The organism is Allobosea sp. UNC402CLCol (assembly GCF_000745475.1).
GTDB lineage: Bacteria > Pseudomonadota > Alphaproteobacteria > Rhizobiales > Beijerinckiaceae > Allobosea > Allobosea spartocytisi.
Genome location: NZ_JQJJ01000013.1, coordinates 47,763 through 63,767, shown reverse-complemented (window position 1 = coordinate 63,767; position 16,005 = coordinate 47,763). Strand labels below are relative to the sequence as shown.

Sequence of the window (16,005 nt, the reverse complement as noted above, 5' to 3'; positions counted from 1 at the left end):
GTGGGCAGCGAGGCGCTGGCATGCCAGCTGCCTTCGCAATGAACGCCCGATAAAACCCGGGAGGTGTGCTAAATGGGCATCGCTCCGGCCGGTAGAGATGGTGATTTCTAGGACCAGCGATGCAGGATGCATTCAAGACGAACGTCGACGGCCTGATCGGCGCTCATGTTTTCGCTCGGCCCGAACGAGTGACCGATGTGCCTTCCTGGCAGTCGCATATCCCGTTCGCCTTTTTCCTCATCGGGGCGCTGAAGCCGGCCGCTCTCGTCGAACTGGGCACACACAAGGCTGATTCCTACAGCGCGTTCTGTCAGGCGGTGAAGAGCCTTCGCCTTCCGACGCGATGCTTCGCCGTCGATACTTGGCAGGGCGACGAGCACGCGGGCAATTACGACGATGCCATCTACAAGGAGGTGTCGAGCTACAATCAGGAGCATTTCGCCGCCTTCTCGACACTGGTCCGAGCGCGGTTCGAAGACGCCGTCACGCAGTTCGCCGACGGCTCGATCGACCTCCTGCATATCGACGGCCTGCATACCTACGAGGCCGTCCGGAACGATTTCGAGACCTGGAGGAGCAAGCTCAGCAAACGGGCGGTCGTCCTGTTCCACGACACCCAGGTCCGCGAGGGCGATTTCGGCGTCTGGAAATATTGGGCGGAACTGAGCGCGGAATATCCAACACAGGAATTCCGTCACGGCCATGGTCTGGGCGTGCTCGCTTACGGCGCCGAGATGGCCGAGGGTATGAAGAGCTTTTTCGATGCCGACGAGAGCGCTTGGAGTGACATCGAACTCTTTTTTGAACGGCTCGGTCTGGCCTGCAGCGGGCGGGGAACTGAGTTGATGCTGAATGGAGCCATCGCGCGGCTCCAGCAGGAATACGACCACCTTTTCGATGTCGTCACTCAGCAGACAGCCGCCATGACGAAGCAGAATGCTGAGATCGGCGATTTCATCGCCCTTCGCGGCCGGCTCTGGGATGAGGCTAGGGGAGCCGCGGCGGAGGCGGACTTGCTGCGGCAGGAGATCGACGCCGTCCGGAAGCGCAACAGCCGACTCGAGGTGCTTACCGAGTCGCTCAGTTGGCGCATTACCCTTCCGTTGAGGGTTGCACGTCGCGGCGAACAGCGGCTGCGCGGCCTCGCAAAGTCTCGGCTCGGTCAGCTTCGAACTGCGCTGGCCAACAGGTCCAGCAGGCGGATCGGTTCATTCACGGTTCCAGAGAGCCCGGATCCTGCGGTGTCGGTCATCATCGCCACCTATGGCAATCTCGATATGACCTTGGATTGCCTGCGATCGATCGTTCGAACAGCCCCTGCGAGCGCGATCGAGGTGCTGGTCGTCGATGATGCGTATCCAAAAAAGGAGGAGATGGGACGGCTCGGGCAGATCCCTGGCGTGCGCTTCATCCGGAACGAAACGAATTTGGGCTTCCTGCGCACTTGCAACCATGCCGCTTCTCTGGCCAGAGGTCGGTACATCTATCTGCTGAACAACGACACCCTGCTGGCGCCGGATGCGATCGACGCGCTCGTGCGCCTGCTTGATGCGCGTCCCGACATCGGTATGGCCGGGTCGAAACTGGTTTATCCGAACGGAAAGTTGCAGGAGGCCGGCGGCATCATCTGGAGCGACGCTTCCGGTTGGAATTACGGGCGCGGCGAAGATCCCAACCTGCCGCAGTTCAATTATCTGCGCGAGGTCGACTACTGTTCCGGCGCCTCTCTGATGATACGCCGGGATCTGTTCACCGAATTGGGTGGCTTCGACGAGTATTTTCTGCCGGCCTATTACGAGGATGTCGATCTGGCCTTCAGGGTTCGGCAAAAGGGACTGAAGGTCTTCTATGAGCCTCGCTCCGTGGTCGCGCATCTGGAGGGCATGTCCCATGGCACGGACACGGCAAGCGGCGGGAAGGCGCATCAGGTCGTCAACAGGGAACGGATGCGCGAGCGCTGGGCCGAGGTTCTGGATCGCGACCACTTCAAACATTCGCGACTGCTGCAGCGGGCCCGTGACCATGGTCGGCGCCGCAAGGCCATTCTCGTGATCGATCATTACACGCCCGAGCCCGATCGTGATGCAGGCTCCCGCAGCGTGATGGGCATCATGGAAAGTCTCGTGGATGCAGGCTGGAGTGTAAAATTCTGGCCTCATAATCGCTCGCATGATCCGTTTTATGCCTCGGCGCTCGAACATGCCGGCATCGAGGTGCTCGACGGGCGTTGCCCCCACGATTTCGACAGCTGGATGCGGTCCAATGGCCCGCATCTCGACCATGTCATGGCCGTCCGCCCGGAGATCGCCGCTGACGTCATTCCGCAGCTCATGCGCCGGACGACGGCAGTGCGCAGCTATTACGGCGTCGACCTGCATTACATGCGGATGCGGATGCAGGCGTCACAATCCGGCGACAATCAGCTGGCTGCCGATGCTGATCTGATGGAACACCTCGAAAGGTCGGTCTGGCGCAATTTCGACGTCGTGATCTATCCCTCGGAAGAGGAGGCTGTGACGGTTCGCAAGGCTGCGCCGCAGGTCCTTGCGCGCGGGATCGTACCTTTCTATTTCGCCCCGTCCTCTCCGCGATCGGCCGCACCGAAGGAGCGGGATCTGCTCTTCGTCGCTGGCTTCGCACACACTCCCAATGTCGATGCGGCTCAGTTCCTGGTTACCGAGATCGTCCCGCGGCTGGAGCAACTCGTGGGGCCGATCAAGGTCACTTTGGCTGGCTCGAACCCGACCGAGGCCGTCAAGGCCCTGCGAGGCGAGAGGGTCGAGGTGACGGGGTATATCTCCGACGAGCGGCTGGCCGAGCTCTACGACAGCCACCGGGCCGCCGTGGTACCCCTGCGCTTCGGCGCAGGGGTCAAAGGCAAGGTGATCGAGGCGCTGAGCCGTGGTCTGCCGCTGGTGACCACGTCCGTCGGCGCGCAGGGGATCATCGGGCTCGAACAGGTCGTGACCGTCTGCGACAGCGCCACCGACCTGGCGGCGGCATTGAGCGTCCTGATGAGCGACGACGAGGCTTGGCTTGCGCGCTCGCATGGACAGATGGCCTTCGCGCAGCAGTTTTATTCGCGGGCGGCTATGCGTGCCTCGGTCGTGGCCTCCCTCGAAGCCGCAGAAGCGGCGAAGGCTGGCTGACCGGCTCGATCGATGTTGAATGCGTTGGGGCAAGGCGCATTGGCGCTGCTGGAATGGGAATGGACCTGAGATGGAGATCGGTGAGACGCGCAAAGGCTATGGCGATGCCCCCAGCGCGCCGATATCCGCGCGGCCGACGGTCGCCGTCATCATCCCCTGTTACCGCGTGCGCGCGCATATCGAGACGGTGGTCCGAAATGTGAAGGATAAGGTCGACCATGTGTTCGTGGTCGATGACAAATGCCCCGAGGAGAGCGGCGCGCTGGTCGCCGAGCGCTTCCCAGACACCAACGTCACGGTAATCACACATGAGGTCAATCAGGGCGTTGGGGGCGCGATGATGACTGGGTATCGTGCCGCCGCGCCGGCCTACGACCTGCTCGTCAAGATGGACGGCGACGACCAGATGGACCCCGACTTCCTGGATGTGCTGACGGCGCCCGTTGTGGTCGGAGACGCCGACTATGCCAAGGGCAACCGCTTCCATGCCCCGCATTACCTGAGGCAGATGCCGAAAATCCGGATCTTCGGGAACGCGATGCTGTCGTTCCTCAACAAGATGTCATCTGGTTATTGGAAGTTGATGGATCCGACGAACGGCTATACGTGCTTGAATTCTAGGGTTGTGGACAAGACCGATTTTGAGAAGATCGATCGTCGTTTCTTCTTCGAGTCGGACCTTATATTTCAACTTGGCCTGATTCGCGCTGTGATTGCTGATGTTCCAATTCCGGCCCGCTACGGTGAAGAGATTAGCAATCTAAGTGCCAGGAAGGTGTTATTTCCATTCCTGCGTAAGCATCTTACCAATTTCTGCTCGCGATTTTTCTACCAGTATATTCTTCGAGATTTTAACATTGCAACGATCTGGACAATTTTCGGGGCGCTGATGTTCAGTTTCGGCATTGCGCTGGGATCCATCTATTTGGTCCGGGCGTTCATGACAGGCGCGCCGACCGCTCTTGGCATCATCATGATGTCGGCGATCAATGTCACCATCGGGCTGCAATTGCTGCTCTCTGCGCTGGCCTATGACATCAATGCCGAGCCGACCCGGGCAATCGCGCGCTACCTGCACCGGCCTCCTCAATCCTGATCGGGCTGTCGACGCCTGAGTGAGGGCCGTCACAGCCTTCGCGATAGGATGGATCGGCGTGAGGGTGTGCATTCGGAGGCCTCACGATCGAGGCTGGACGGACCGCGCAATAGCGCTTAAGCGTTCGCCCGCCTGCAGGACGGAACAGGTCGCCGGCAGCGCCGGTTCCGGACCATGCTGGAGGGCGGATGCTGGCGGTTGCCTCGGTGCCGCGTTTGACCAATGGGTTCCGGTGCTATGGCTGACAGCTTCAAGAATGGGTGGCTTGCGCTCGCTCCCTTCAAGAATGCTTGGTCCCACCGGCAACTCGTTCGGAGGTTCGTGGGACGGGAGGTCGTCGGGCGCTATCGCGGATCGATCGGTGGCTTATCTTGGTCGCTCGTGCAGCCCATGGCCATGCTTCTCGTCTACACTTTCGTGTTTTCGGTGGTGTTCAAGGCGCGCTGGACGGCTCAGAACGAGATCGCCGGAGTCAGCTTCGCGGTTGTGCTCTTCGTTGGCCTGATCGTGCAGGGGATCTTCGCGGAATGCATCGGGCGTGCCCCCGGACTGATCGTCAGCCACGCCACTTTTGTGAAGAAGGTCATCTTTCCGATCGAGATCTTGCCCGTCGTTGCGATGGGATCGGCGCTGTTCCATAGCCTCGTCAGCTTCGTGGTGTTGTTCTTCGCGATGCTGATCGCCGGGAATGCGTTTCATTGGACGATCATCCTGATCCCCTTGGTGCTGGCTCCATTCCTGCTGATGACATTGGGACTGAGCTGGTTCCTCGCGGCGCTGGGCGTCTTTTTGCGCGACATCGGTCAGATGATCGGCTTGTTGGTGACGGCCCTGCTGTTTCTGTCACCGGTTTTTTATCCGTTGTCGGCGATCCCGGAGTCTTATCGAATCTTCCTGATGCTCAACCCGATCACCTTCCCCGTCGAGCAGGCGCGGGATGTCCTGATCTGGGGGAAGATGCCGTCATGGAGCGGGTTGGCGCTTTATTCCGTTGTGAGCTGGGCCGTCGCGGTCCTCGGATTCGCATGGTTCCAGCGCATTCGCAAAGGGTTCGCCGATGTCCTCTGATATCGCGATTTCGGTTACGAACGCGGGTAAGTGTTATCTCGTCTACGACAAGCCCGAGGATCGCCTTAAACAGGCGCTGTTTGGTGGGGCAGCCCGGATGCTGGGCCGGCCGGTCCCGAAATATTTCCGGGAGTTTTGGGCACTTCGCGATGTAGGTTTCGAGATCCGGCGCGGTGAAACGGTCGGCATCATCGGACGCAACGGTGCCGGCAAGTCGACGCTTCTGCAAATGATCTGTGGCACTCTGACGCCGACCGTCGGACATATCGCAACCCGCGGCAGGGTCGCCGCACTGTTGGAGCTAGGGGCCGGCTTCAATCCGGAATTCACCGGCCGCGAAAACGTCCAGCTCAATGCCTCGATCCTCGGGCTAACAGATGCCGAGATCGAGGAGCGCTTTCCGGCTGTGGCCGAGTTCGCAGGCCTCGGGGATTTCATCGATCAGCCGGTCAAGACTTATTCCAGTGGCATGACGGTGCGGCTGGCCTTCGCCGTGATCGCCCATGTTGATGCCGATATCCTGATCATCGATGAGGCTCTCGCTGTCGGAGACGCCTTCTTCGTCCAGAAATGCATGCGCTTCCTGCGGGACTTCACGAAGCGGGGAACGTTGCTCTTCGTCAGCCACGACAGCGCGGCGGTGTTGTCCTTGTGCGATCGCGCCATCTGGCTTGATGGCGGCACACTGGTCCAGGACGGCACGCCGAAAGAGGTTTCCGACGGCTACCTCGCCAAATTGTACGAGACCGCGCAGGGACCGGCGTCGGCTTTGCGAAAAGAGCCTGAAGGGCAGAAGCCGTCACCCGGTGACATCGACGGCGCGATCGAGAAGATCGGCGAGGTATCCTACGCGCATCACGAAGGGGCGACATCCTTCGGCGCGGGCGGAGCCGAAATCCGCAACGTCGTTCTCCTGGATGCCGCCGGACATCCTGTCCTGGGTGTCGAGGGAGGTGAAAATGTCACTCTGGTAATTTTGGTCAAAGCGATCGCCGACATGTCGAGCCCGATCGTGGGCTTCTATATTCGCGATCGGCTCGGCCAAAATCTGATCGGCGAGAACACCTATCTGAGCTACGAAGGCGATCATCAGGCGGTTTCGGCAGGGCAGACCCTTCGCGCACGGTTTGACTTCAAGATGCCGTATCTGATGAACGGCGATTACAGCGTCTGTGTGGCCGTGGCGGATGGCTCGCAGACGAGCCATGTCCAGCACCATTGGGTGAATGACGCATTGATCTTCAAATCCTACGTGCGTCACGGCCATCGTGGCTTGGTAGGTTTGCCCGATATGGGGGTCAAGCTTGAGGCCGTTGCCAGCTCCTGATTGCACTCCGGCATCGAATTCCAAAGAAGGCAGCGCAGCGCCGAAAAGCGCTATCAACGGCGCCTTCGACGAATGATTTGAGCGGAGATCTTACCGGCTGCCGGCGAACCGCTCGTCGATCGTCCGCACGGCCGCGGCTATGTCCGCCTTATCCGCAAATGCGACCATGGCACCGTATTGCACCTCGATCATCTGGATGACGACATGCCTGGTCTCGAGTGGCAGATCGCGGGTGAACACGCTGAGCTTTGGGACGAGATTCCAGCGAATGCGATAATAATCAGAAAAATAGAGATACATTCCAGAGCGAGTAAGCCCGTCCGCGTAGCTGTCGCCAAGAATGGTCAGCGGTTTCAGCAAAGACGGACCGGTCTGTGGGAAATGCGTGCTGAACTCGAAGATGCCGCGGGCGTTGTCTTGCCGGAAGTCAGGAGGCGTCTGCCAGCTCGGCTTGACGACGAGCATGTCTTCGTGCGGTGACTTCAGCAGCAGGGGCATGAACGTAGCGATGCCGCCGCTGAACCGCTGTGTTCCAATGTCCAGCGGATGCGACCAGATCGTCTGTGGGCGGCCTTCCTTCGCGCTGGCGAGAGCGACGATCCGCTGCGCGACTTCGAAAGCCCCGGTATCGTTCCAATGAAAATCGGTCTTGTGAAACACTTGCCTTGATTTGGCGGCCTCGGCCAGGATCGCGGTGGCGTCGACGACCGAGAGCGCGTCGGACTTAGCCAACTCGTTGGTAAGTTGTCTGACCCGGGGGGGCGTAGGGGCAGGCAAAGCCGAATGCGGCACTTTGTCGGGATAAAAGCGATCCGCCATCTCGTTCATCACGAAGATCGTTTGGATGCCGTGGCGCTTCAGCGCGGCCGACAGCGCGATAATGCCGTCGCGCACTGCCGTCTCGTTGTGGCTCAGATAGGTTTCGACATTCGGCCGCTCGACGTCGAGGACACTGCGGTAGAAGAGCCATCCGTCGCGCCCGATATGGACGCGGTCAGAGGTTCGGAACACCGAGTAGTCGATCTGTGTCTTGAGCCGCACCAGCAGACCCCTGATGCCGAAGTTGTCATTGAACCAGTCCCCGGCAGCCTTCACGAAACTGTGGGAGGCCTCGGCCGGCTTGGGCCATGCGGCGAGCGCGCGATTCTCGATCAGCGGCTTCTCAGGAAGGATCTTGGTGAGCATTTGCGCCATGGGCGCGAAGCTCAACAAGGCGAAGATCAGAATGAAACTCGAGCGGATCAGCATCGCGTCCCCTCAGAACCGGAAATAAATGAACGGATTGAAGCCGTTCGTCGCGATGAGAGAAAGCGAGTAGATGAACGCGGCGAGCGCCCCGACATTGGCCGTGATCAAGACCATTGGCCTGGCGCGATCGTCGAAATCGAGGCGCGCGACGTTGAATGCGGATAGCGCGACGAAGGTGCCGACGCCTAGGAAGGTGATCCGGTTGGGCGTCATCGACAGCAAGACGGCGTCGCTGAGGCTCAGGCCGCCACTGACCATGGCATGGAGATAGGAAAACGCCCCTTCCAGCGTCGATGATCGAAAAAAGACCCAGCCGATCATGACGAGCAAGAGGGTCGCTGCCCAGCCCGGCAGGCCGGACGGACGCCACCGCCACTGGTGCGAGAGGACACGTTCGATCACGAGCAGCAGGCCGTGCCAAAGGCCCCAGACGAGAAAGGTCACTGAGGCGCCGTGCCACAGGCCGCACAAGGCGAAGACGAGCGTCAGATTGAGGTAGGTTCGCAGCGGGCCGGCCCGGTTGCCTCCAAGCGGGATGTACAGATAGTCGCGGAACCAGCGTGACAGCGTCATGTGCCAGCGACGCCAGAACTCGGTGATGTTCTGCGAGCGATAAGGCTGGTCGAAATTTTGCGGGAAATGGAATCCCAGAGCGCGGCCGAGTCCGATCGCCATCGTCGAATAACCGGAAAAGTCGAAGAAGATCTGGAGCGTATACGCGCCGATCCCGAGCCAGGCATCGGCGGCTGAGAGGGCAGCCACCGGCAGTGCGAAAATTCGGTCTGCGACGACGCCGGCACTGTCGGCGATGATGATCTTGCACCCCAGCCCCAAACAGAACAGCACGACACCGGTATGGATGTCGGCGAGGGTGCTCCGCCGGTGCCGGATCGATTGATGCACTTCGGCGTACCGCACGATCGGCCCGGCGATCAGCTGCGGGAACAGGGTATGATACATGCCGAAATCGATGATGTTCTGTGTCGGCCGCACATCCGCCCGATAGGCATCGACGATGTAGGAGATGCCCTGGAAGGTGAAGAAAGAGATGCCGGCCGGCAGCAGGATGCCTGTCGAAGGGATGCCGAGGCCGTCGAAGAATGCGGATACGGATCCGGGCATAGATTCATGCAGGAATACCCAGTATTTATAGTAGATCAGCGGCAGCAGATTGAGGCCGACTCCCACGGAGAGAAGCGTGAGCCGCCGCCGTTCATTGTGCATGCGCACGATCCCAACAGCCAAGACCTGGTTGAGGACGACGGATGCGATGAGAATCCAGCACAGATTACCTGCATCAGACCAGTAGAAGATCAGGCTGGCGAGAAGCAATACGACGTTGCGCAGGCGATACGGCGTGGCGAAATAAATTGTGAAGAACAGCGGCAGGAAGAAGAAAAGAAAAACGGGCGAACCAAACGACATGCTTTTGCGTCCTGATCAGGCAGCGTCAGGGGTGCTGGGTTGGGTCGATGTCCGCATTGCCGTCATCCTGCCTTCCTCCATGCCGAGTACCAAACCAAACCTTGCGATACGTCACAGGGCGGAAAGCGGCTCTGGGTGTCCTCTTCGGTGACAGCATCTTGTCGGTGCGCAGACTCGATCGCGAATCCCGCGGAGAGCCAGCCCGATCGCCAATGATCTGAAATGCTCCTCGAAGGCAAGATGATGAGCGGCGCAATGGAGGCCTCGCAAGCCATCGGTGATTGCGCGGCTTCCAGGGGAGGATGCGCGGGCTGGCTCGATGCGGTGGCCAGAGCAGGTGACCGGATCGAAAACGGTGCTTGCCATATCGGCCTGCGAGCCGTTAGCGGTGCTGCGAATAAGAGCTCATCCTTCTCACCCGCGGAAACACTCGATGCCGGCCGTCTCGCGCCCTTGGGCCCGCCTGTTGCTGATCGACATCGTTCTGCTCGTGTCCATGGGGCTGGTTGGCCTGGGGTTGGCGACGAGTGATGTTCTCGTCCCGACCGGTTGGTCGGCAGCGACAGTGAGATCGCTGGAACTTGTTGTGGGCGTCAGTGTGGCGGCCACTCTGATGGCGATGCGCCTTCAGAGGCATGCGGGTCTGAACCAGGACGTGTTCATCGCCGCGGGCTTGCTGTTCCTGTGTGGCGGTGTGTTCGGGCCGGCAGCCGGCGCAGCGGTAGCCTTGCTGGTCGTCGCCGCGTTGGTCTGTGGCACGGCGCTTCTGGAGGGCTGCCATCCGGATGCGCCGGTTTCTCCCGTCGCAGTGCGGCTGAGCCTGGGACTGGCGGTCGCAACGATCATTCTGACACTGCTCAGCCCGATCCGCGTCAACTTTCCGCTGGTTCATCTCGCTGTTCTGGCGCTGCTGGCCACGCCGTTGCTGCGGTCTGACGTAAGGGCACGATTGAGTGCCGATCGCCTGGCTTTGTCTCAGCCGGGACCACCGCTGGCGAGGGGGCCCCTCATCTGGCGAATGATGGCCGTAGCGCTGCTCGTGTTCTTCATGCTGCATGCCGCTTTACCTGAGCGCTATCACGACGCGCTGGCGGTGCATCTCTACGTCGCCTCTTATATCGCGGCGCATGGAGAATGGGCTTACGATCCGGGGCTGTTCGTGTTCGCGGTCATTCCGCTCGCCGCGGATTTCCTTTATGCGCACGTCTATCTCTTCGCGGGCGAGCCTGCGGTCAAACTGCTGAACTACGTCACGTTCCTGGTCATCGCGGCGCTGATAGGCGGCTCGGTCACCCGGCGTTACGGCAAGCCATCCGGACTGATCGCCGCTCTGCTTTATGCGTCGATGCCGCTGACGCTCGTCGAGACGGCATCCAGCTTCATCGAGAATCCGCTGACGATGTGGATCACGGCCGCTGCCGTGATCCTGTTCGAGCGGGGCCGTGGCGTCAGCCTGTGCGAGATCGCTGCGATCCTGTTGCTGCTGGCGGCGGCGACGCTCACCAAGGTCCATGGGGCGATTGCGTCGGTCATGCTGGGGTCGCTCGCCGTCGGCTTCTATCTCTCGACCCGCCGGCGGCCCGCCGAATTGGCCAGGCTCGCGGTCTGCCTCGTCGTGATGGGCTCAGTGGCCCTGTCGTCCTACGCCTACGCCTATTGGATCACCGGGAACCCGGTGTTCCCCTTCTTCAACAACGTTTTCAAATCGCCGCTCTACCCGCCGGTCCAGTTCGTGGACGGACGCTGGATTGGTCGCTTCAACCTGGAGCTGCTCTACCAGGCGACGTTCCACTCGGATCGATTCCTGGAAGCTTACAATGGCGCCATGGGTTTCAGTCTTGCGGCGTTCCTGCCAGCGGCGCTGGCCGTCGTCGTCGTCGGCCCCCAGGGGCTTCGTCTGCTCGCTCTCGTCTTCGCGGGCTTCATCTTCGCGATCGGGTCGAGCACCCAGTATCTGCGCTATTTCTATCCGACGCTGCCAATCGCGTTTTTCTTCATCGGCCTGCTGGCGTCATGGTATCTAGCAGATCGTCGGAGGGCTGTGATCTTCAGCCTTGCCGCATTCGTTGTGATCGGGCTGAACGTCTACAAGCTCAACGCGGGCGGCTGGATCATGGCGAATTATGACTTCAGCATGATTTTCGACGGACAGAAGGCGAGACGATACGAGCAGGCTTTCGTCCCGGAGAAGTCACTCTTCAGGATCGTCAATCAGCTGCAGGGGCGCAGCGCGCGCGTATTGCTGAGCGGCGTGAGCTCGGCCGCTCCTCTCGAAGGCACCGCGCTCTACACATCGTGGTACAGCGAGGACTTCTCCAGATACGGCGCTGCGGCCAAATCGGGCGCCGATGTGGAGGCCTATCTTCGCAGGGTGAAGCCGACCTACATTGTCCATCGCTCGCCGCCCGAACCGAGCTACCCGTTCCATGCCTTGCTGGATGCCGAGGTCGCTCGGCTGGGCCGCAAAATTGCTACCATCGGCTCCGTCACACTGTATGAGACTGTTGTTCCTTGACGCTCGATGGACCTGGGTTCATCAACGCGCCGCGCTCAAGCATCTCCTGATAAGGTCGTCTGTATAATGGGTCTTGCCGATCTTCTGCGCGAGCCGGCCTTGGCCGGTGTCGATGTCGACGGAATAGAGCGCATGCAGGTGCATCGTGCGATCATCGACCGTAAGCCGATGATCCGCGAGGTTTTCACCGAGATCCACCGGCTAATGCTCTCGCTGGAAGCGAAGTATCTGCCTACCACGGGCGTTCGCCTCGAGATTGGTGCGGGCGCCTGGCCAATTCGCGAAAGCGATCCGGATGTGCTTGCGACCGATGTCGTGCCCGCTCCTCATCTCGATCGGGTCGTCGATGCTCAGGCGTTGGATTTTCCCGACGGAAGTGTCAGGACGATTTTCGGCCAGCATTGCTTCCATCACCTGCCCGATCCCGAGGCTTTTTTTTCCGAACTTTCGCGAGTCTGTCCGCCCGGCGGCGGCACCGTTTTGGTTGAGCCCTATTGGAGCCCTGTCGCGACCATCCTCTTCAAGCGGCTGTTCGCCAGCGAGGACTATGACAAGACGGCACAGGGCTGGACGACGAGCGGCAGCGGCGCGATGAGCGGCGCCAATCAGGCGTTGAGCTACATCGTCTTCGAGCGAGACCGGGCGCGTTTCGAGCGCCTTTTCCCTCAACTCGAAATCGTGCATCTGGCGCCGGTCGCGAACCATCTTCGTTATCTGCTGTCGGGGGGGCTCAATTTTCGCCAACTCGTGCCTGATGCCTTCACCACGCCGTTGAAAGGGTTGGAAACTCTTCTGGGTCCTCTCAATCGCGCCCTGGCGCTGCATCACGTCATCGTCCTACGCAAGCGCTAGGCGGACGCATGAGAGCCGCCACACTTTATGTCCTTGTTCAGCTGATCGCCTACGGGCTGGATATCGGGACCTTCGCCTTGCTTGTGGAGCGCCTCGGGACGGCGCCGCTCCCTGCGAACATTTGCGCGAAGGGGGTTGCGGGGTGCTTCGCCTTCTGCACGCACCGTTACGTCACCTTCGGCGGAGCCGCCGAAGCGGGAGTGGGGGGGCAGGCGCTGCGATACGTCCTGCTGCTGGCCGCGAACAGCTTGGCATCCTCGGCGCTTCTGGTCTTGTTTCTGCACGCGATGACATCGCTGGTCGTGGCCAAGATTGCGGCCGACGTGATTCTGATCGCTGTCAGTTTCTCCCTGTCGAAATGGGTCGTCTTCCGAAGTGCCCAGCCGAGGCGGGAGAACTGAGCGCGTGAAGCCCGTCAGAACAGTCGCGGTCACCGGCGCCAGCGGCTATATCGGTGAGGCGGTGTGCCGTGCTCTGGTACGGCGCGGGCTGCTTGTTCTGGCCCTGTCGCGTCGCGAAACCACGGTCCCCGGTGTTCGGTTCGTCGCTTATGATTTGCGCGGCGAGCTCGCGCCCGGGCTGCTGGCCGGCGTGGATGTCGTTATCCACGCCGCGACCGAAACATCGCGCGGCGCCGAACCTGATATCGACGCCGAAATCGCAGCGCTTCGCCGTCTGGCTGCAGCTGCGGACGAAGCATCCGCCCGGTTGGTTTTCGTCTCCAGCCAGACGGCCAGGCTGGATGCTCCCACGGGATACGGTCGCCTGAAGGCTCTGGCCGAGCAGTTCGTGCTGGAGCGGAACGGAGCCGTCGTCAGACCGGGCCAGGTCTATGGCGGCCCGCCGAAGGCGCTATGGGGCACGCTGGTCGCTATCGCCCGCCGCGCTCCGGCGATCCCCAGCTTCAGGCGGGAGCCCGGGGTCCAGCCTATTCATGTCGATGATCTCGCGGAGGCTCTGGCGGTATTGGTCTGCCGAGAGCGGCCGGAACCGCGCATCTACGCGGTAGCGGATCCGCGGCCTATTGCTTTCTCCAGTTTCATCCAAGGCGTAGCCAAGGTCCGCTTCGGACGCCGCCTTCCGAGGTTGCCCATCCCTCTGGCGCCGCTTTTGTGGTCTCTGCGATGCGTTGGAAAGTTGGGCGTTCGGCCAACCTTTCTGAGGCGGCTCGAGTCCCTGAACGAGCTCCCGCGGCTCGATAGCGCTGCCGACATGGCAGACTTGGTTCCGCACTATCGACGCTTTCCAGAAGGGGCAGGACAGAGGGCGGGCTGCGACAGGAACCTGCTCCGGGAGGCCGCGATTCTGCTTCGCTACGCGACAGGCAAGAAACCCGATAACTTGCTTCTCCGCAGTTACGTGCGCTCGCTTCCGTCGGTCGACGGTAGCGGTTCCCTCAAGCTTTCCCGCCTGACGCGCTTGATCCCCGCGAGCCTTGCGCTGTTCGATCAGCCAAGCGCGCGTCGCCGCGCCGGCCGGGGTGATGCTCTTTCACGCCGGATCGATCTCGCTTTGCTGCTCAGCGAAAGCTCGCCGATGCAAGCTGACGCTTATCTGCTGTCGGCGGATGGAAAAACGCGCGCGGCTCAGTTCGCGCAACTGGCGTTGTCGCTCCCGTTCGAGGGGGTAAGCCGCGTCCTCGACGCAGTCGCGGGGCGCTGGCTCGACCGTTTGAGGCCCCGCGCGATCGGGGAGTCGCGTCATGGTGTATGACGTCGTGATCATCGGCACAGGCCCAGCAGGCGTGTCGACGGCTTGGCCGCTGGTCCAGGCGGGCCGATCGGTGCTATTGGTCGATGCGTCCGAGGGAACGGTCCAGGCTCCGCCTGAGGGGGAGTATTTCGACCTGCGCCGACACGACCGCCATCAGCGGGAGTGGATGTTCGGCGGAGATCTGAGCTCATGGGTCGATGGAGCCGCGACTTCCCCCAAGCTGCGTGTCCCGACACTGCGGCCAACCTTCGCGGGTTTCGCTGCGGCCAACAAGATCGAAACGGAGAATTTCGCTGCGGTCGGCTCTCTGGCGAGCGGCGGATTGTCGAACGCCTGGGGCTGCGGCGTCGCCCGGTATGATCGCGATGAGATGGCTGCGTTTCCGTTTCCGCATCGCGAGCTGGACGAATCTTTCGCTGCCGTGAGTAGACGCATCGGTCTCTCTGGTCGCGCCGACGACGACCTCAGCGGCTATTTTGGCTTGGACGAATGGGCGGAGCCGGCGCCGGCTTTGGAACACAACGCGCAGGAACTGATGCGGGGCTACGAGGGGCTGCGTTCGGACAAGACGCAGCACGTTCTGCGTCTGGGGCGGGCGCGTATGGCTCTTATCTCATCCGATCGGGGGGATCGACGTGCTTGCGATCGATCCGGGCTCTGCCTCTGGGGCTGTGCGCGTCGCGCGCTCTATTCCTCATCCCAGGAACAGCCCAGCCTGATGCGCGCAGGCGCCGGATATCGAACTGGTTTCGTAGCCAACCATGCCGAAAAGATCCCGATGGGGTGGCGTATCCACGGCTTCGAAAGGAAAAGCGGCGCGCTGGCAAGTATCGAGGCCCGCCGTTTGGTCCTCGCCGCCGGTACATTGGCCACGACTGCGATCGCTTGGCGCACGCTAAGTTACATTGAGAGGCCGCGGCGAGTCTTGTCAAATCCGACCGCTGCGTTTTTGCTCCTGCGAATGGGTATGCCGGGTCGGGCGCCCGTTGCCGGGCCGGCGTTCGCGCAACTGTCATTCTCGCATCGACCAGCGTCAGGGCGTCTCTCCCACGGCGCCCTGTTCTCGGCGCAGCATTTGCCAGCCTTCGAGTTCATAAAGCACATTCCCGCATCGCGCTCTGTTGCGCGGTCAATTTGGAGGGTGCTGAATACATCGACGCTCGTAGGCAACGTCTTCCTTCCGGCGAGCCTGACGCGACACAGCGCCGAATTGACACGGGGCGGCGTGCTCCGCATCACCGGACGTGCTGCCGCAGAACTGCCGGAGGCAATTGCCGATATAGGCAGGGACTGGCGCAAGGCGGCCAGACGCATGGGATTTATCGTCATGCCCGGCAGCTTTTTAGTGGGGCAGTTAGGTTCGGACATTCACTACGCCGGGACGTTGCCGATGCGTCGTAATCCTGAGCCTGGCACGACATCAGCCTTCGGGGAGATCAGCGGACTACCCGGCATGTTCGTTGCGGACGCGGCAACGTTTCCAGAATTGTCCGCCAAGCCACATACGCTGACGATGATGGCTATGGCTGATCGGCTAGGCCGGTACCTGTCAAACCCGTCTTCCAGTGATATCGGCTAGCCGGTCGTCTGCAACACGCTCGCCGGGCTTTTG

Annotated in this window: 11 protein-coding genes; 9 read left to right on the top strand and 2 right to left on the bottom strand. The window is 61.3% G+C overall.

Annotation, left to right across the window (positions count from 1 at the left end; genetic code table 11):
* Nucleotides 1-119 precede the first annotated feature (119 nt).
* The 4 genes from GY40_RS26615 to GY40_RS16540 all read left to right on the top strand — a co-directional run bounded on the left by GY40_RS26615 (nucleotide 120) and on the right by GY40_RS16540 (nucleotide 6,640).
* Nucleotides 120-3,149: a class I SAM-dependent methyltransferase gene (locus GY40_RS26615; protein WP_051988194.1), complete on the top strand. Its 3,030-nt coding sequence runs from the start codon at nucleotides 120-122 to the stop codon at nucleotides 3,147-3,149.
* Between the two features lie 70 nt (nucleotides 3,150-3,219).
* Complete coding sequence (locus GY40_RS16550) at nucleotides 3,220-4,245, top strand: glycosyltransferase family 2 protein (RefSeq protein ID WP_051988193.1); 1,026 nt, start codon at nucleotides 3,220-3,222, stop codon at nucleotides 4,243-4,245.
* A 222-nt stretch (nucleotides 4,246-4,467) separates the two neighbouring features.
* A complete protein-coding gene (locus tag GY40_RS16545; RefSeq protein WP_349236408.1) occupies nucleotides 4,468-5,313 on the top strand; it encodes an ABC transporter permease in 846 nt (281 codons plus the stop codon).
* Nucleotides 5,303-6,640: an ABC transporter ATP-binding protein gene (locus tag GY40_RS16540; RefSeq protein ID WP_038364553.1), complete on the top strand. Its 1,338-nt coding sequence runs from the start codon at nucleotides 5,303-5,305 to the stop codon at nucleotides 6,638-6,640. Before GY40_RS16545 ends, GY40_RS16540 begins: the two co-directional genes overlap by 11 nt.
* A 90-nt stretch (nucleotides 6,641-6,730) precedes the next feature.
* Here GY40_RS16540 and GY40_RS16535 read toward each other — a convergent pair whose 3' ends face one another.
* Together GY40_RS16535 and GY40_RS16530 are read right to left on the bottom strand one after the other, a co-directional pair.
* The gene (locus GY40_RS16535; RefSeq protein ID WP_038364552.1) at nucleotides 6,731-7,888 is read right to left on the bottom strand and encodes an alginate O-acetyltransferase AlgX-related protein; all 1,158 of its coding nucleotides are present in this window, start codon (nucleotides 7,886-7,888) and stop codon (nucleotides 6,731-6,733) included.
* 9 nt (nucleotides 7,889-7,897) lie between these two features.
* A complete protein-coding gene (locus GY40_RS16530; RefSeq protein ID WP_038364550.1) occupies nucleotides 7,898-9,313 on the bottom strand; it encodes an MBOAT family O-acyltransferase in 1,416 nt (471 codons plus the stop codon).
* Nucleotides 9,314-9,746: 433 nt separating this feature from the next.
* Here GY40_RS16530 and GY40_RS16525 point away from each other — a divergent pair, with 433 nt between their 5' ends.
* From GY40_RS16525 to GY40_RS16505, 5 genes are all read left to right on the top strand, one after another.
* Nucleotides 9,747-11,828 (top strand): hypothetical protein, encoded by a 2,082-nt coding sequence (locus GY40_RS16525; RefSeq protein WP_038364548.1) that lies wholly within the window; start codon nucleotides 9,747-9,749, stop codon nucleotides 11,826-11,828.
* Between the two features lie 66 nt (nucleotides 11,829-11,894).
* A complete protein-coding gene (locus GY40_RS16520) occupies nucleotides 11,895-12,680 on the top strand; it encodes a methyltransferase domain-containing protein (RefSeq protein ID WP_051988192.1) in 786 nt (261 codons plus the stop codon).
* An 8-nt stretch (nucleotides 12,681-12,688) separates the two neighbouring features.
* Nucleotides 12,689-13,081 (top strand): GtrA family protein, encoded by a 393-nt coding sequence (locus GY40_RS16515; RefSeq protein WP_038364544.1) that lies wholly within the window; start codon nucleotides 12,689-12,691, stop codon nucleotides 13,079-13,081.
* A gap of 4 nt (nucleotides 13,082-13,085) precedes the next feature.
* Nucleotides 13,086-14,393 (top strand): NAD-dependent epimerase/dehydratase family protein, encoded by a 1,308-nt coding sequence (locus GY40_RS16510; RefSeq protein ID WP_038364542.1) that lies wholly within the window; start codon nucleotides 13,086-13,088, stop codon nucleotides 14,391-14,393.
* Nucleotides 14,383-15,972: a GMC oxidoreductase gene (locus GY40_RS16505; RefSeq protein WP_038364540.1), complete on the top strand. Its 1,590-nt coding sequence runs from the start codon at nucleotides 14,383-14,385 to the stop codon at nucleotides 15,970-15,972. Before GY40_RS16510 ends, GY40_RS16505 begins: the two co-directional genes overlap by 11 nt.
* Nucleotides 15,973-16,005: the final 33 nt, after the last annotated feature.